This is a genomic window from Gammaproteobacteria bacterium (assembly GCA_036381015.1).
GTDB lineage: Bacteria > Pseudomonadota > Gammaproteobacteria > Steroidobacterales > Rariloculaceae > ZC4RG20.
This window is the reverse complement of record DASVDR010000041.1, coordinates 84,738-102,013: the sequence shown is the minus strand read 5'-3', so window position 1 is coordinate 102,013 and position 17,276 is coordinate 84,738. Positions and strand designations below refer to the sequence as shown.

The 17,276-nt window shown below is 68.0% G+C and carries 13 protein-coding genes and 1 riboswitch; of the genes, 7 read left to right on the top strand and 6 right to left on the bottom strand.

Going from position 1 to position 17,276, the window contains the following annotated elements; translation table 11 throughout:
* The first annotated feature begins 88 nt into the window (after nucleotides 1–88).
* A complete protein-coding gene (locus tag VF329_14185) occupies nucleotides 89–2,440 on the top strand; it encodes a LysM peptidoglycan-binding domain-containing protein (GenBank protein HEX7082154.1) in 2,352 nt (783 codons plus the stop codon).
* A gap of 125 nt (nucleotides 2,441–2,565) precedes the next feature.
* On the top strand, nucleotides 2,566–3,414 hold the full coding sequence (locus VF329_14180) for a uroporphyrinogen-III synthase (protein ID HEX7082153.1): 849 nt from the start codon (nucleotides 2,566–2,568) through the stop codon (nucleotides 3,412–3,414).
* A gap of 12 nt (nucleotides 3,415–3,426) precedes the next feature.
* On the opposite strand, the gene VF329_14175 is transcribed toward VF329_14180, so the two are convergent.
* Nucleotides 3,427–5,796, bottom strand: coding sequence for an EAL domain-containing protein (locus tag VF329_14175; protein HEX7082152.1), 2,370 nt, complete (start codon nucleotides 5,794–5,796; stop codon nucleotides 3,427–3,429).
* Between the two features lie 152 nt (nucleotides 5,797–5,948).
* Here VF329_14175 and VF329_14170 point away from each other — a divergent pair, with 152 nt between their 5' ends.
* Entirely contained in the window at nucleotides 5,949–6,668 is a 720-nt protein-coding gene (locus VF329_14170) for a methylamine utilization protein (GenBank protein ID HEX7082151.1), read from the top strand.
* A complete protein-coding gene (locus VF329_14165) occupies nucleotides 6,653–7,996 on the top strand; it encodes a hypothetical protein (protein ID HEX7082150.1) in 1,344 nt (447 codons plus the stop codon). The genes VF329_14170 and VF329_14165 overlap by 16 nt, the downstream gene beginning before the upstream one ends.
* A 116-nt stretch (nucleotides 7,997–8,112) precedes the next feature.
* On the opposite strand, the gene VF329_14160 is transcribed toward VF329_14165, so the two are convergent.
* From VF329_14160 to VF329_14150, 3 genes are all read right to left on the bottom strand, one after another.
* The gene (locus VF329_14160; GenBank protein HEX7082149.1) at nucleotides 8,113–8,562 is read right to left on the bottom strand and encodes a nuclear transport factor 2 family protein; all 450 of its coding nucleotides are present in this window, start codon (nucleotides 8,560–8,562) and stop codon (nucleotides 8,113–8,115) included.
* 13 nt (nucleotides 8,563–8,575) lie between these two features.
* Nucleotides 8,576–8,797, bottom strand: a complete 222-nt coding sequence (locus tag VF329_14155; protein ID HEX7082148.1) for a hypothetical protein — start codon at nucleotides 8,795–8,797, stop codon at nucleotides 8,576–8,578.
* 109 nt (nucleotides 8,798–8,906) lie between these two features.
* The gene (locus VF329_14150; GenBank protein ID HEX7082147.1) at nucleotides 8,907–9,869 is read right to left on the bottom strand and encodes a M23 family metallopeptidase; all 963 of its coding nucleotides are present in this window, start codon (nucleotides 9,867–9,869) and stop codon (nucleotides 8,907–8,909) included.
* A gap of 383 nt (nucleotides 9,870–10,252) precedes the next feature.
* On the opposite strand from VF329_14150, the gene VF329_14145 reads away from it, so the two are divergent.
* The 3 genes from VF329_14145 (at nucleotide 10,253) to VF329_14135 (ending at nucleotide 14,316) form a co-directional block, all read left to right on the top strand.
* Entirely contained in the window at nucleotides 10,253–11,467 is a 1,215-nt protein-coding gene (locus VF329_14145; protein HEX7082146.1) for an ABC transporter permease, read from the top strand.
* A 160-nt stretch (nucleotides 11,468–11,627) separates the two neighbouring features.
* Nucleotides 11,628–12,659, top strand: coding sequence for a hypothetical protein (locus VF329_14140; GenBank protein ID HEX7082145.1), 1,032 nt, complete (start codon nucleotides 11,628–11,630; stop codon nucleotides 12,657–12,659).
* Between the two features lie 129 nt (nucleotides 12,660–12,788).
* Nucleotides 12,789–12,875, top strand: a riboswitch (cyclic di-GMP riboswitch).
* Between the two features lie 88 nt (nucleotides 12,876–12,963).
* Entirely contained in the window at nucleotides 12,964–14,316 is a 1,353-nt protein-coding gene (locus VF329_14135; GenBank protein HEX7082144.1) for an FAD-binding protein, read from the top strand.
* A gap of 115 nt (nucleotides 14,317–14,431) precedes the next feature.
* On the opposite strand, the gene VF329_14130 is transcribed toward VF329_14135, so the two are convergent.
* Entirely contained in the window at nucleotides 14,432–16,144 is a 1,713-nt protein-coding gene (locus VF329_14130) for a bifunctional sulfate adenylyltransferase/adenylylsulfate kinase (protein HEX7082143.1), read from the bottom strand.
* 103 nt (nucleotides 16,145–16,247) lie between these two features.
* Nucleotides 16,248–17,228 (bottom strand): ACP S-malonyltransferase, encoded by a 981-nt coding sequence (locus VF329_14125; protein HEX7082142.1) that lies wholly within the window; start codon nucleotides 17,226–17,228, stop codon nucleotides 16,248–16,250.
* Between the last annotated feature and the right edge of the window lie 48 nt (nucleotides 17,229–17,276).

Here is a 17,276-nt window from a genome sequence, read left to right as displayed (position 1 = left end):
AGCGACCGCGTCGCCCTCGTCCGACACAATCCCGCCCCGCTCTCGAAGTCGTCGTGCCGCTTGAGGGGGACGCCGGTTGATCAGAACAATGCGTTGCTGCCTCGGCTTGCTCGTCGCGCTCGCGGCGATTCAAGCCGCGCAAGCCGCCGAGGAGCTCTTCCCACGACCGCCACAGCTCGAGCCCGCCATCCGTTTCTGGACGCGCGTCTATACCGAGATCGACACGCAGAGCGGCTTCATTCACGACTCGGAGCGGCTCGATGTCGTCTACGAGACGGTCGGCCCCATCGCAAGTCCGCGCGCGCGACGGCGCGCGGTCGACCGGGCGGAGGAGCACTACCGCCGGATCCTCCTCGAGCTCGCGAGCGGTAAGCGCGAAGGGCTCGACGCCGACGCGCGCAGGGTGCTCGCGCTCTTTCCCGAAGGCACGAGCAACGCGGAGTTCCGGCGGGCGGCGGGCAGGCTTCGCTTCCAGCTCGGGCAGGCCGACCGCTTCCGCGAAGGTCTGATCCGCTCCGGGGCGTGGCGCGATTACATCGCCGACGTCCTTGCCGCGAACGGCGTCCCCCGCGAGCTCGCGGCCCTGCCGCACGTCGAGTCCTCGTTCGACCCCACCGCGTACTCGAAAGCCGGCGCGGCGGGCATGTGGCAATTCACGCGCTCCACCGGTCTGCGCTACATGCGCATCGACCACATCGTCGACGAGCGGCGCGATCCGTTCTTGTCCACGGATGCCGCCGCGCGCCTGCTGCGCGACAACTACGAGGTGCTGCAGAGCTGGCCGCTCGCGATCACGGCCTACAACCACGGCGTGGCCGGCATGCGCCGCGCCGTCAGCCGGCTCGGCACGAGCGACATCGGCGTGATCATCGAGAAGTATTCGAGCCGCACCTTCGGGTTCGCGTCGCGGAACTTCTACGCGGCCTTCCTCGCGGCGCTCGACGTCGATGCCGACCCGCAGAAGTATTTCGGCCCGATCCGCCTCGATCCGCCGTCGAATACGATCGTGACGTCCGTGCCGGATTACATGGCCGCGGAGACGCTGGCGAGAGCGCTCGATCTGCGCGTCGGCCGGCTCCGTGAGCTGAACCCCGCGCTCACCGAGCTCGTCTGGAGCGGCGACAAGTTCGTCCCGAAAGGATTCGCGCTTCGGCTCCCCGCCGACCTCGGCGCCGATCCGGGCGTGCTGCTCGCCTCCGTTCCGCCGACCGAGCGGTATGCGGCGCAGCAACCCGACGTCCGCCACCTCGTGCGCCGCGGCGAAACGCTTTCGCAGATCGCCGCGCGTTACCGCGTGAGCCTCGCGTCGCTCGTGCAGCTCAACGGGCTGCGCAGCCGCAACCTGATCCGCGCCGGGCAAGTGCTGATGTTGCCGGTGCCGGCCGCCGGGACGCCCGCCACGCTGGCCGAGGCCCGGGGCGAGACGGCCGTCGCCGGCGGCGAGTACGTCGTGCGCCGCGGCGACACGATCGAGCGAATCGCGAGAGTGCTCGGCGTCGACATGGAGCAGCTGCTGCGCGAGAACGACATCCGCAACAAGAACCTGATCTACGCCGGCCAGACGCTGCGCGTGCCCGGGCCGGTGCTCGCTTCCGCGGACGGCCCTGCCGACTCGGCCGGCGCCGCCGATGCGGCTGAGGGGGCCGCCGATGCGGCCGACACGGCCGGGGCGGCGGTTGCGGAGCCTGCCGTGATCACCGCCGCGTTGATTACCGACCCGGGCCCGCTCGAGGCCGCGCAAGCGGCCGAGGCCGAAGCGGCGTTCGTCACGGCGGAGCTCGAAGGGAGCGCGGGCCTCGTCGCGGCGGAGCCCGCCGTCGCGCTCGAGACGGCCGCGGCGGAGGGCGGGGAGCTCGAGCTCGGGCTCGCATCCGGCGAGGCGCCGCTCGACGCGGCGCTCGACGGAACGCTCGACCCTGCAGCGGCCGCGAGCGGCGAGGCCGACGCCGGCGAGAACGTGCTCGCCAGCCAGCAGGCCGAGCTCGCCGCCGATCCGAGCGATTACTCGGTGACCGACGGCACGATCACGGTGCAGGCGCTCGAGACGCTCGGCCACTACGCCGATTGGCTCGAGATCCGCACGCAGCGGCTCCGCGACCTGAACGGCCTGCCGTTCCGTCGACCGGTCGTGATCGGCCAAACGCTGAAGCTCGACTTCTCGCGCGTGTCGCCGGAGGAATTCGAGCAGCGCCGCATCGAGTACCAGCGCCGGCGTCAGGAAGCGTTCTTCTCGAGCTATCGGATCGAGGATGTCGAGGACCATGTGATCCGCCGCGGCGAGTCGGTGTGGGTCCTCGCGCAGCACCGCTACCACGTGCCGGTGTGGCTGCTGCGCCAATACAACCCCGATCTCGATCTCGACCGTCTCGCGCCGGGCACGATCGTGAAGTTCCCGCGCCTGCGTCCGCTCACCGAGGGCGACGCCCAGGTTTCGACCTGACCCGGGCCGGAGTCGCCCCTCGGGCGCGCCGGCCCGGTCCGGCGCCGCCCGATTCGCTATCATCCCGACGTCCGGATGCCAACCGACGCGTACCCTCGCCCACCGAAGCGCCTGCTCGCCGTCCGATGACGCCACCACCGAACGTCGACGATTCGGCGCCGCTCGCCGGCCGCACCGTCGCCGTGCCCGAGGCGCGCCATGCTGACGTGCTGGCGTCGCTGCTCGAGAAGCGCGGCGCGCGCATCGTGCGCTGCCCGCTCGTGGCGATCCGCGACACGGATGACGAGCCGGCCGTCGCCGCCTGGATCGAGCGCGCGATCGCGACGCCGCCGAGCGTCCTGGTCCTTTACACGGGCGAGGGCGTCGACCGGCTCACCGCCTTTGCCGAGCGCGCCGGGCGGAAGGACGCGTTCGTCGCAGCCCTAGGACAAACCCGGACGCTCACCCGCGGGCCGAAGCCGAGGCGCGCGCTGAATCGCCTCGGCATCGCTCCGACGGTCGAAGCGCCGGAACCGACGACCGCCGGAATCCTCGCCGCTCTCGACCGGATGGAGATCGACGACGGCCGCGTCGCGGTTCAGCTCTACGGCACCGAGCCGAACCGCGCGCTGCTCGACTACCTCGCCCGCCGCGGGCTCGCGGCCGACTGCGTCGCCCCCTACACCTACGCCTCTGCCGCCGACGACGATCAGGTCGCGGAGCTCATAGGCCGAATGCGCCGGGGCGAGGTCGACGCGATCGCGTTCACGAGCAAGTCGCAGCTCGACCGATTGCGCCGGCTCGCCGGCGAGCGAGGCCTCGTCCCGGACTTGGAGCAGGCGCTCGCGGCGACGCGAGTCGCCGCCGTCGGCCCGGTCGTGGCCGCGGAGCTGTCCGCGGCCGGCATTCGCGTGGACGCGGTTCCGACGGAGAGCTTTCACATGAAGCCGCTCGCGGACGCGCTCGCGGCGCTTTTCTCGCGAGCGAAAGGCTGAGCGGCCGGGCCGTCAGGCCGGCGCCGGCTCGGTGCCGCGCCGGCGCGGTCCGGTGAACGGGACGACGCAACGGCCCCGCCTGCGCCAGTCCTCGAGCCAGAGCAGCACGTCCGAGGCCGGGAGCGGACGAGCGATGTGGTATCCCTGCGCGGACTCGCACCCGAGCTCGCGCAACCGCTCCAGGGCCTCGGCGGTCTCGACGCCTTCGGCCACGACGCCCATCCGCAAACGATGCGCGAGCTCGATCGTGCTGCGAACGATCGCTTCGTCTCTCGAGTCGCCGAGATTGAGCACGAAGGACTTGTCGATCTTCAGCTCGTCCACCGGCAACCGCTTGAGCTGCGCGAGCGCGGACTGGCCGATGCCGAAGTCGTCGACCGCGATGCGGAAACCGAGCTCGCGGATGCAGGCGACGACGGCGCGTGACTGGCTCACGTTGTGCATGATCGCGCTCTCGGTGAGCTCGAGCGTGACGTCGGACGGCGGCAAGCCGCTCTGCCGGACGAGATCGAGCAAGTAGTAGGGAAGGTAGTCGTCGGACAGATCGTCGACCGAGATGTTGACGGCCAACGAGAGGTCCGCACCGTGCTTGCGCCACTCCCGCAGGCACCGCACGGCTTCGCGCAGCACCCATCGCGTCAGGTGCGAGATGCCGCCGGCCTGCTCGATTGCGTCGACGAACGAGTCCGGCGTCAGCAGACCGAGCTCCGGGTGACGCCAGCGCACGAGAGCCTCGACACTGCGCGCACGACGGGTGACGCAGTCGATCTGCGGCTGAAAGTGGAGCTCGAGCTCGTTCGCCTTCACCGCCTTCGGAAAGTCTCCGACGATCCTCAGCTGCCGAAGGAACCGGTCCTCCTGCCCGAGCTTGTACACGACGACGGGCTCCGACCTCCGCCTCGCTTCCGCCCGCGCGATCGATGCGCGCCGCACGAGCTCCGCGGCATCGCTGCCGTGATGCGGATGCACGGAGATGCCGACCACGCCGCGGAGCGAGACGTTGGCGCCGGCGACGCGCACGCCGGACCGCAGCTGATCGAGCAAGCCGAGCGCCCATTCGGTCGCCTGCTCGCCGTCGTGCTGCGGGAGCGTGAGCACGAACTCGTCGCCGCCGAGATGACCGAGCGTCTGGCCTTCCTGCATCCGATTGCGCAAGAGCCCGGCCACGAGGACGATCACCTCGTCGCCGGCCCGGTGGCCGAGCGACGACACGATGTTGTTGAACCGATCGAGCGTCAGGCTGACGACGCTCAGCACGTTCGTGTGCTCGAGCGCGTCGCAAAGTCGGGCGATTGCGAGCTCCCGGTTCGGCAATCCCGTCAAGCTGTCGTGGTGCGCTTGATGGACGATGCGCTGCTCGCGGTCGGCGATCGCGTGCTGCATCGCGTTGAAGCTTCCGGCGAGCTCGCCGAGCTCGTCGGCGGAGCGAATCTCGATCGGCTCCGTGTAGATGCCTTCGCGCATGCGGCGAGCCGCCGCGGCGAGCTTCTCGACGGGGCGCGTCACCGTGTTCGCGAGCCAGAACGCCCCGGCGACCGCGAGCGCGAGCGAGAAGCCGGCGACGCCGAGGAGGATCGCCCGGATGCTCCGGTAGGACGCCATGGCTTCGGCGAGGGACAGCTGAAGCGCGACGTAGAGCTCTTTCGAGCCTGCGAGGAACGGCCTGAGACCCGTGAGGAAGCCGCCGGTCGAGTCGGCGCCGACCCGCTCCAGGGCGTACGCATCCGCCGGGTCGATGCCGTGAAGCGCCGTGGCGCGAACGGCCCGCGGAAGCGTCGATGCCACGATCTCCGGGGCGTCCGGGCGCAACCGCAGCACCGAGACTTCCAGGCCAGTCAGGCTCTTGACGTGCAGTGCCAAAGATTCGTCGATCGGGTATCCGAGCATGACCCAGGCGACCGTGATCGGGGCCCGCACCGGCACCGTAACGGTCTGGTATTCGGTGCCGCCGATCTCGACGACCGCGCTCGACGAGCGGTCCGGCGTCACCCCGAGCGGAAGCTGCACCGTTTGCGGAAGCGCGCCGTCGACCGACGACGCGTGCACGGCACCGTCGAGTCCGAGCAGCAGCGCGACGCTCGCCCGCGCGCGCGCCGCGTGATTGCGCAGCGCCGAGCGAATCGTCGCCTCGTCCTGGCTCGCGACGGCCTGCTTGAAGCCGAAGTCGGAAACGAGCACGTTCGCCGTCGTGAGCAGCTGGTCCGTCCGGTTGCTCATGAACTCTTCGAACACGAGCCCGGCGAGCCGCGTCGTACGCTCTGCGCGTTCCGTCGCGTCCTGCTCGATCGCGTCGAGCACGGGGAACAGCGTCACGATCTGCACGGCCGTGACGAGCGTCACGGCGAGCAGCAAGACCTTGCGCCTGAAAGTGAACTGCGACATCGAGGGCTCGCGACGACGGCGTGATCCGGTCCACGGACGGCGCCGAAGGATCGATGGTAAGGGGCGCGGCGCCGGGGCATTGTGCGGCGGATCACGGTTGCGCCGTGCCGCTGCAATTTAACATCGCGCGATCTCCAAGCCCGCAATCCTCCATGACGGATGCCGAGTCGCATCGCAACGCCAAGGCCGTCTTCGCGGCGCTCGCGGCTCTGGCCGCTCTCGCGGGCAGCCCCGCATCCGCGGCCGGGCTCCAGGTACGAGTTACGGCCGACGACGGCGCACCGGTACCCGACGCGGCTGTGTACGCGCTGCGCCTCGACGACGAGAGCTCGGGCGGCCCGTCCGTCTCACGCGGCATCGGCGCGGCCAAGCACACGCATCCGCCGATTGCGGTCATGGATCAGCGTCACCGCGCCTTCGTTCCTCACGTCCTCGTCGTCCAAGCCGGAACGCTGATCGACTTTCCGAACAACGATTCGGTCAGCCATCATGTCTACTCGTTCTCGCCCGCGCGCCCTTTCGAGCTCTCGTTGTACCGCGGCAGTGAGCACCCTCCGTTGCCGTTCGATACGCCCGGGCTCGTCGTCGTCGGCTGCAACATCCACGACGACATGCTCGGATACATCCTCGTAGTCGATACGCCTCATTTCGGCAAGACGAATCCGCACGGCATCGCCGCGCTCGAGGGACTGCCCGCCGGCCGCTATTCGGTCAATGTGTGGACGCCGCGCCTTCGGCCGGAGGAGCTTCCGCACGCGCAGATCGTCACGCTGGGGCCCAACGCGCGCGAGGCGGTCGACTTCGAGCTCGACGCACGGCTGTTGCCGCCGCACGACGACGGCGAGTCGTCCCTCACGTGGAACGACTACTGAAGCGCGCGACGCGCGTATCGATTCGCGCGCGCTCCGCCCTGCAGGCGGGCCTCGCAGCCGCGAGCCTCGCCGCACCGCTCGCGTCCGCGCAGACCGCCGCGGACGATCACCAGTGGCTGATCGAGATCGACACCGCCGCGAACGTCGCGGATACGCGGTTCGCGACGTGGACGGAAGGGGGAGTCGCGAAGCTTCGCTTCGACGAATCCGACGACGGCTTCACGGGCCGACGTCTGCTCGCCGAATATCGCGGTCGCTTCGCGCCGACTCTGTGGGGCAACGCGGTGCTCGACTATGCGGGCGACGCGTCGTCCGGCGTCGGCGTCACGGAGCTCTATCTCGACTGGCGCCCGCTGCCGAATTCCTCCACTCGCCATCAATGGCGCTTCGGCGCGTTCTACCCGCCGCTCTCTCCGGAGAACAAAGCCGACGGCTGGAGCAGCCCGTATACGATCTCGTATTCGGCCGTGAACAGCTGGCTCGGCGAGGAAATACGGCCGATCGGAGCGCAATGGTCGATGCGGCGGCGCATCGGCTTCGCGGGCTCGCCCCACGAGATCGGCGCCTTCGCCGGCGCGTTCTACGGGAACGATCCCGCCGGCACGCTGCTTTTTTGGCGGGGCTGGTCGCTGCACGATCGTCAAAGCCGTCTCGGGGACCGGTTTACGCTGCCGCCGATCGTGCTGCGCGACGACGCGGGCAACCTCGTCCGTCGCGTCGAGCACGAGCTCGAGCCGTTCGTGGAGATCGACGGCAAGCCGGGAGTCTTCGGCGGCCTCAAGTGGCAGTACTCGCGCCGCGCCGCGTTGCAGCTCGCCTTCTACGACAACCGCGCAGACCCGTACGCGTTCGACGACGGTCAGTGGGGCTGGCATACGCGATTCGTGCAGGCGTCCGCCCAGCTCGATCTCCCCTGGCGCCTCGGTCTCCTCGCGCAATGGCTCGCCGGCAAGACGAATTGGATCATCCGCGCGCGTGCGGACGGAACGCTGCCGCCGAGCAGCGAGCTCGTGTCGGACGACTTCGAAGCGAAGTACGTGCTGATGACGAGATCTATCGGCGAAGCGCACGCATTGACGTTGCGCATCGACGAGTTCGATTACCGCCGGCCCGCCGATCCGCGCGGGCTCGTGCCGGACACCGGCAGCGCGTGGACTTTCGCGTACCGCTATCGCCGCTCGCCGCGGCTCGCGATCGCGCTCGAATGGCTCGAGATCGCGTCCACGCGCGACGTGAACCCGCTGCTGCTCGATGCGCCCCCGCATGCGCGCGAGCAAGCGCTGCAAATGAAGCTCACGTTCAGTCTGGGCCCGGCCGCCGTGCGGTAAGCCTCCGCGCCGCGCAGCAATCCACAGTTTCTGTGGATAAGGTTGTGGAAAAAAGCTTGAAAGCGCGTCCGCCCATCGGTCCCGGCATGCGCGGCGTCAGATTGGTGAAAAAAACGTCAACGCAGCGGGATTTCGATCTCGCGCCAATCGTCGCCCGCGAAGCGGCGCTCGGACTCCGCGATCTCGACATCGTTGATGCTCGCCTCGCGGCGGCGCATGAGGCCGTCGTCGTCGAACTCCCAAAGCTCGTTGCCGTACGAGCGATACCATTGACCGCTCGCGTCGTGCCATTCGTATTGAAAGCGCACGGCGATGCGGCGCTCGCCGAATGACCACAGGCTCTTCCGCAGGCGATAGTCCAGCTCACGCTCCCATTTACGTCTCAGGAAATCCTCGATCTCGGCTCTGCCGCGAATGAATTCCGAGCGGTTACGCCACACCGAATCCTCGGTGTAAGCGAGCGCCACGCGTTTCGGGTCGCGGCTGTTCCATGCGTCCTCCGCAGCCTTCACCTTGGCTAGCGCCGCCTGCTCGTCGAACGGCGGCACGGGCGGCTTTCGACTCATGCTCAAGCTCCTCTCAGCGATCGGGAACATCCTCGGGCGGACCGCCGCCCCACTTCTCGCGATGCGCCTCCTCGGCAGCGCGCTGCACCTTCGCGTGACGCTTGCTCAAGAGCAGGGAATCCGGCGAGCAGACGTCCGCACGGATGACGCCGAGGTCGATTGCCGCATCGAAGAGACTGGGATACCAGCGTCTCCATCCGGGGAAAATCTGCTCCACCCGTTCGCGCAACGTCATGTTCGGATCCGTCGGGATCGACGGTCCAATCTATACGAGGGGGTCGCGATACGCAAACGAGCAGTCGTCGAAAATTACCGGCTCGGCGCAGGCCGATGCGGACGAGTGCTCAATCGAGGAAGGGATACGGATCCCTCGCGCCGCCGCGTCCGCCGCCGCGCCGGCGCACGTACACGCCGAAGTGAAGATGCGGCGGCGTGGTGATCGCATTGCCCGTGTTTCCGACCGTGCCGACCGCCTCTCCTGCGAGGACGAAATCGCCGGGCTCGACGAGTTGCTCCTCGAGATGAGCGTAGTAGAGCCGCAAGTCGCCGAACAGCGGCTGCAGCCACACGACGTTGCCGCCGCGACGAGTCGTCTCGACGCGCGAGACCCAGGAATCCATCGCCGCAAGCGCGGGCGTGCCGCGCGGCGCGAAGATGTCGACGCCCCGGTGCGATCTCGCGCCGCCGTCCCGCTCGGCCCCGAAGCCGCTCTGAATCGCCTCGATGTCCATCCCGTCGACCGGGAACGCGAGAAGCGGTGCCGCGCGAACGGTGACGCGATACTCGCCGGCGTACTCGAGCGCGGGCTGCACTCGCAGCACGAACCGCTCCGGTGCGAGCACCGCGACCTCGAGGCGGTGCACGCGCGCGCCGTGCTCGTCGCCGCGCGCCGGTGCCGCGCTCTCGAGAATCTCGAGCCGCCCGGCCGCCGCCGAGAACAGGTCGACGAACACCGGTGACGCGGCAACCGCTGCGCCGGCCTCCGGGCTCGCCGCCGTGCGAACCTCGATCTCGATCCGCCGACCGCCCCTCGCGTCGAACGCGAAGCCGAGCGCCTCGGCGCGGCTCGAATGGAATCGTCCCACAACCTCGAGCGGCAGCGCCGCCGCGGCCGGCCGAAAGAGCGCGTGCTCGGCGGCAAGGAGCCATTCCTTGGCCGGCCGGACGCGGGGGCCGTCGAGCGCCAGCGAGTAGCCGTACGCCTGATGCGCGGTGCGAGGAAGGTACGGCGAGAGCAGGACCTCCGAGTCTTTCGAGCTGCCCCCGACAGGCGCGAGCGCGCAGGCCGCCGCGAGCGCGAGCGCCATGCCGGCCTTCAGTGCCCGAAGACCGAGTCGGACCCACCGCGGTGTACGCTCCCGCCTCATGCTCCGCCGGCGCCGCGGCCCTTTCTCGGCCGCCTCGAAGCACAGGGTAGTGTGACGTCCCGCAAATATCTATACATGCTGCTCGCCGGGACGCTCGCGTACGCCACCCCAGCGCTCACTGAGTTCGGGCTGGGGACCCCGGGCAGGGACGCGCGCGAGCGAGCCCCCAGGAAAGGGTTCACGGCGGTCCCGGCAAGCAGCATGTATAGATATTTGCGGGACACCGTACCGGGGCCCCGAAGGTCCAGAAAACTTCAGCGGCCGCGCCTTGACCGGTAGGGCGGACCTGCTACTTTAGGCCCGCCTTCGAGGGACTCCGAACCATGCTCTTCGGCGAGATCGTCCGCGTCGCTTTCGAATCGATTCGCGCAAACTTTTTCCGCGCGATTCTGACGATGCTCGGCATCATCATCGGGGTCAGCGCCGTGATCGCGATGTTGGCGGCCGGTGCCGGCGCGCAGAAGCGGATCGACGAGCAGATCGCATCGCTCGGTGCGAATATCCTGACGATCAATCAGTCCCGCTTCCTGTCGATGGGCGTCGCGCGGGATCAGATGACGCTGCGGGTCGAGGACGTCGAAGCGCTCGAGAAGCATTCGCGATATCTCGACGCGGTCATTCCCGAAATTTCCAACCGCGGGCAGCTCAAGTTCCTGAACCGCAACACCAACACACGGGTGATCGGCACGACGTTCCACTATGCGGACGTCTTCAACTACGACCTCGCCGAGGGACGGTTCTTTCGCCTTGACGAGGATCAATCGAAGCGCCGCGTGATCGTGCTCGGCGCCGACATTCCGGAGGAGCTCGAGGTGCTTCCGGCCGAGCTTCTCGGCCAGACCCTGATGCTGAACAATCAGCCGTTCGAGGTCGTCGGGATCCTCGCGAGCGAAGGCGGCGGTGGCTTCGGCAACCGGGGCCCGGACTCGAGCGCGTTCATCCCGCTGAAGACGGCCGAGCAGCGCGTCTTCGGCCGCGAGGAGGTCGACAACATCAGCGTGCGCGTGATCGACGGCATTCCGCTCGAGCGCGCGATGGTCGACATCGAGCGCGTGCTCCGCAGAGAGCATCGGCTGCTGCCCGGCCAGCCGAACGATTTCGCCATCGTCGACCGGCGCGACTTCCTCGAGACTCAGCAGGAAGCGCAGCAAACGTTCACGGTGCTCCTCGCGAGCATCGCGGGCGTCAGCCTGATCGTCGGCGGCATCGGGATCATGAACATCATGCTGGTCAGCGTCACGGAAAGGACGCGGGAGATCGGCATCCGCATGGCGCTCGGCGCCACGCGCGGCAGCATCCTGCTTCAATTCCTCGTCGAATCGGTCACCCTGTGCCTGCTCGGCGGTCTGCTGGGGGTCGGGCTCGGCGCCGGCGCCGCCACGCTGATGTCCCGCATCGCGGGATGGGAAGTCTTCGTCTCGCCGGAGTCCGTCGGGCTCGCGTCCGCCTTCAGCGTCGGCGTGGGCCTGTTCTTCGGCATCTGGCCGGCGCGGCGCGCCGCGCTCTTGAACCCGATCGAGGCGCTGCGCTATGAGTAGGGCACCGCAGGAGCCGCGGCCCCTGTCGCGTTTCCGCGACGAGCTTTCGGTCGCCTCCGGTCCTCGGTAGAATCCCGCGCGCCGGTATTGCAGCCGCGGAGCGGGCCGTTGCCGCAACCCGCCACCTACTCGTGCAAGACTGAGCATCGGAAAGCTCGCATTGTTTGCCCGCCTGACACGACCGCTCGCGGCCGCGATCTCGCTTCTCTGCCTCGGCGGGTGTGTCGCGCATCTGTATCATCCCCCGTCCACGCCGTCCTCCTACGAGTATCGTCCGCCCGTCCAGGCGGACCCGCTGTTCTCGAGCTCGGAGCCCGTCGACGTCGAGATCTCGGAGCCGTTCGACAAGACGCGCTTTCACGAGCTCGTGAACCTGTCATTTCCGTCGAGCGGGACGGAGGGCGGGCCGGACGGAATCGTCGAAGCGCTCTACTACCGGAGCTTGTCTCCCGGCCCGAAGAAGCTCGTGATCGTGTTGCCGATATGGGGCACGAGCACGTATCCGCCGAGCCGGATCTCGCGCGGCTACGCGCGCCGCTCGAAGGGCGAGGCGAACATCATCTGGATACTCGGCCGTTCGCCGCTCTTCCCCTGGAGCGGGCTCAGCTCCACGTCGAGCGAGGAAGCGTTCGTCACGATGGCGAAAGAGAGCGCCGAACGGTACCGCTCGGCGGTGGTCGACATGCGGCTGCTGCTCGATTGGGCGGAGACGCAACCGAACATCGACTCGTCGCGGATCGCGATGGTGGGCTTCAGCATGAGCGCGCTCGTCACCGCCACGCTGATGGGCAATGATCCGCGGCTCTCGGCGGCCGTGCTGATGATGGGAGCCGCCGACTTCGCCACGATATTCGCCACCTGCGGCAATCGGGCCGGCGAAGTCCGGCGACACGTCCTCACCGAGTACGGCTGGACGATCGAGGAGTATCACGAGTTCTTCGAAGACTTGTTCGGGCCGGCGGACCCGATTCGCTACGAGGGCCGGTACGATCCCCGCGAGATCCTGATGATCGATGCCGCTTTCGACGACTGCATGCCTCGAGAGTCCCGGGAAGCGCTGTGGGAGGTCACCGGCCGGCCGGAGCGCATCACGCTCTTGTCGCGCCACCGCAGCGGCTTTTATTCCCTCACCCCGCTCGGCTTGAATTTCGTTAGACGTCGCATCTACCGATTTCTCGACGAGACGTTGTGAGGCGCCGGCGCCCGCCGCGGAACGCCCGCCCCGCCGGTATGACATAACCGTCGCCGAGCGAAGCCCCCGCGAAGCGGAATCGAGGCGTGGTCGCTTGCAGCGGCGCGCGTTGTGAGCGATAGTCGGGCGGCTGACCAAGGGTAAACCTGGCGAAAGCCAGGGACACAAAGCTTCCGGTCTACGGGATTCGGGTCCTACGACAGCGGGGTTGCCGGCGAACGTCGAAGGCGCGGCCTTCCACGGGCTTTCCCCAGCGTTTATCCGGTCGGCGCAGCCGATTGATCACGGGGAGGAGCTCGTTCCGATGAGCACTGCCGTTGCGCGTAAGCGCGCTGGGACCTTTGCGTCCGCGGGTCCGGCCGCCGTCGTGCATCCGACTACGCCGAGCGAGATCGCGCAAGTGCTGCGCGACCTGAAACGTTATCCCTCTCCGGTCCGGCCGGTCGGCTCGCGCAGCTCCACCACCCGATGCGTCACGGCGAACGGCGGGACGGTCATGGACCTTTCCGACATGAACCGCGTCCTGCGCATCGACGCCGACACGGTCACGGTCCAGCCCGGCATCACGCTGTCCGATCTCGCCGAAATCCTCAGCGAGGAAGGCAAGGAGCTGATCGGGGGGTTCGACCTCGCGAACCGCAGCGTCGGCGGCGCCGTCTGCGGCGCGGGGCTGGAGGCCTCGATCGCCGGCGGCGTCGGCCAGTTCGCGGCCCACGCGGTGCAGCTCAAGATCGTCAGCCCGACCGGACGCAAGTTCGTCGTCAACGACCGCACGAAGCACTTGATGGCCCTGTTGAGGCTGAGCTACGGCCTGCTCGGCGTCGTCTACGAGATCACGCTCCGGATACGTCCGGTGCAGGGATTCGCCGTGCAGACGGCCCGGACCGGGTTCAAGGAGTTCGCGAAGCTCGGCACGCGCCTGGCCGGCGCCGGCTCGGGCGTCAAGCTCTACCTCCTTCCGTTTCGCGACCACGTCTATCTCGAGCTGAGGCGCCCGGCCGAGCGGACCGCCCCGGGGCGGCGCTTCGCATGGCGCCTGAAGGATTGGGCCGTGTACTCGGCGTTGCCCGGCGCCGCCCGCTCGATCGCGTTCGCCGTGCCCGTCCGCCAGCTCCGCTACCCGCTGATCGACGGTCTCAGCAAAGCGGCGCAGGCGCTGACGAACAATGCGCTCGTGCGCACGGGCAGCAACGCCGTGGAGCAAAGCGGCCGCTTCCAGTCCCTGGGCGGCAAGCAACGGTTCACCTACTGCACGTGGGCCTTTCCCGCCGAGGACTTCGGCAGCACGGCCCTCGCGTACAAGCTCTTCTGCAAGGAGCATTACGCGCGGACGGGATTCCGCTGCGACATGCCGACGATCGGCTTTCGGCTGAATCAGGACAAGAGCGCCCTGCTCTCCCCGTCGTTCGACCGCTCGATGATCACGTTGAGCCCTCTATCGACCCAGAGCGACGGCTGGGACGACTTCGTGCTCGACTTCGCCGAGTTCGCGGCCGAGCACCAAGGCGTCCCGTTCTTCAACCAAACGAGAAACGCAACGGCTGACGTCGTGAACGCGAGGTACGATCGGCGCCTCGCCTTCTTCAACAAGGTCCGAACCGAGCTCGACCCGATGGACCGGATGCTGAATCAGTTCTTCGCCGCGTATCTCGCCTGAAAATCGCGGCTCCGAAAAAGGTGTCCGAAAAAAGGTGTCAGACACGATTTTTCGCCAAAACGTGTCTGAACACCATTTTTCAAGAAAAGGTGTCTGACACCTTTTTCGGGCAGCGCTACCGCACGAAGCCGAGGCTCTCGAGCTTGACGATGATGCGGTGCGCGGCCAGATCGGGCGTGAGCGTCGTGGTGTCGATCCTCATCTCCGGGTTCTCCGGCTCCTCGTACGGGTCGCTGATTCCCGTGAAGCTCTTGATGATCCCGGCCCGGGCCTTCGCGTAGAGTCCCTTGCGATCGCGCGCCTCGCAGACCTCGAGAGGCGTGGCGACGTGAACCTCCAGAAAGCCGCCGAGCGGCGCGATCATCTCGCGCACCTGCTTGCGTGTCGCCGCATACGGCGCGATCGGCGCGCAGATCGCGACGCCGCCGTTCTTCGTGATCTCGCTCGCGACGTAGCCGATCCGCAGGATGTTCAGGTCCCGATGCTCCTTCGAGAAGCCCAGCTCGCTCGACAGGTGCTTGCGCACGATGTCGCCGTCGAGCAGCGTGACGTGCCGCCCACCCATCTCCATCAGCTTGACCATGAGCGCGTTCGCGATCGTCGACTTGCCGGAGCCCGAAAGCCCGGTGAAGAAAACCGTAAAGCCTTGACGGTGCCGCGGCGGATGCGTGCGCCGAAGCTCCGCGACGACCTCCGGGAACGAGAACCACTCCGGAATATCGACGCCCTCCTGCAGCCGCCGGCGCAGCTCCGTGCCCGACAGGCTCAGCGTGCGCATCGACTCGTCGACCTCGTCCTCGGGCATGTACTGCGCACGATCCTCGACGTAGAGCATGTTCTTGAAGGGCACCATCGTGATATCGAGCTCGCGCTCGTGCTCCTTCATGAGCCGCTGAGCGTCGTACGGCCCGTAGAACGGCTTGCCGTCGCTGCCCTTCCCCGGCCCCGCATGGTCGCGGCCGACGATGAAGTGCGTGCAGCCGTAATTCTTGCGGATGATCGAGTGCCAAACCGCCTCGCGCGGCCCGCCCATGCGCATCGCGAGCGGCAGCAGGCTGAGCGCCGTGGTTTGCTCCGGGTAGTACGCGAGCAGGTGCTCATAGCAGCGCACGCGCGTGAAATGATCGACGTCGCCGGGCTTCGTCATGCCGACCACCGGCTGGATCAGAAGGTTCGCCTCGACCTCCTTGGCGGCCCGGAACGTGAGCTCGAAGTGCGCGCGGTGCATCGGATTGCGTGTCTGAAACGCGACGACCTTGCGCCAGCCGAGCTTCTGGAACCGATCGCGAATTTCGCGCGGCGTATCGCGAAGATGCTTGAAGTCGTAGTGCGTCGGCGGCTCCACGCCCCGCAGGCGCCCGCCGAGGTAGACGGGATGCGCCTTGTTCATCAGGTAATTCACCCCGGCGTGGGCCTCGTCCGTGGTGCGGAACACGAGGCGCGCCTCGCGCTCCTTGTCGGGTCGGTAGATGCTCGAAACCTCCATCGTGGCGATCAGCACGCCTTCCGGATCGCGCAGCGCGATCGTGTCGCCCTCCTTGGTCGAGCCGGCGAACTCCTCGGTGACGTCGAGCGTGATCGGCATCGGCCAGAGCACGCCGCTCGCGAGCCGCATGTTCTCGAGGACGCCGTCGTAATCCGGTGGGTCGAGGAAGCCCTCGAGCGGCGAGAACGCGCCGTTCAGCAGCAGCTCGATGTCGCAGAGCTGCCGCATCGTGAGGTCCCAGGAGCGCATGTCCCGCGCGCGGCGTTTCTCCTCGTCGCGTTCCGACGACGGTAGATACAGGTCCTTCAGTTCCCCTCCGTGGGCTTCCTTGAACGCTCCCATAGCGGTTGTGGCTCCTTATGTCTGGTGGTTGGCCGGCGCAAGACAAAGGCCCGAGCCCCCGCGAGCCGCGGCGCGAGGAGCCGCAGGCGGAGAAGACGCAGGGCTATTCCCCTGCCAAATGCTGGGCCGCCGCGCGAATGCCGGCGGAATTGATCGCGGGAAGATATTGCGCCTGATGCTGGCGGTATTTCAAGGATTTCCTCACGATGCCTTCCAGATTCGGGCGCTTGTCGCCCGGCCCCTCGCCCTTGCCGATCCCGCCGCCGAGCTCGACGATCGTGTCGACGCCGGCATCCATAGCCGTGTTCATGCACTCGAACCAGCGTACGGGATTGAAGAGCTGGAAGAAAAGCCGCGAGCGAATGGCCTGGGGCTCGGGCTCGTGCAGCTTCCCGGTGTAGTTCGAAAGCACGCCGACCTCGGGCTCGCCGAACGCCGTGCTCTCGAGCACGGCACGAAACTGCCGTGCGGCGTCCACCATCAGGTAGGTGTGGAACGCCCCTTCGGTGTTGAGGCGGATCGCGCGTTTCGACGGGTAGCGAGCCGCCAGATCCTCGGTCAACGCGTCGAGATCGCGCTCCTCGCCGGCGACCACGGTCTGATCGGGCAGGTTGCGTCCGCCGATGCCGCAGAAGTGCTTGTCGGCGAGCGCCGTGGCCGACTCGAGATCGAGCGTGGTGGCCAGCATCGCGCCCCGCCCAAGGCTGCCCATCAGCTCGCCGCGGCGGCTCACGAGCTCGACGGCGCTCTCGAAGCGGAGCGCTCCGGCCGCGACGAGCGCCGCGTACTCGCCGAGGCTGTGACCGGCCGCCATGGCCGGCCGCACGCGGTCGCCGACGAGGCTGCGCAACGCCTCGAAGCACGCGATCTCGTGTGTGAGCAGCGCCGGCTGCGTGAAACGCGTTTGGTTCAGCTCGTCGCGCGGGTCGCGAAACGACAGCTCCCGAAGATCGTAGCCGAGGACCTCGCTCGCGCGATCGTAGACGGCCCCGGCCGCTGGGAAATCCTCGACGACGTCGGAGCCCATGCCGCGATACTGCGACCCTTGGCCGGGAAAGACGATCAGGATTTTGTGCTCGGGCACGGGCTCGCGTCTCGACGACGGTCAAAGGTCGGAAGAATACGTCGTCCC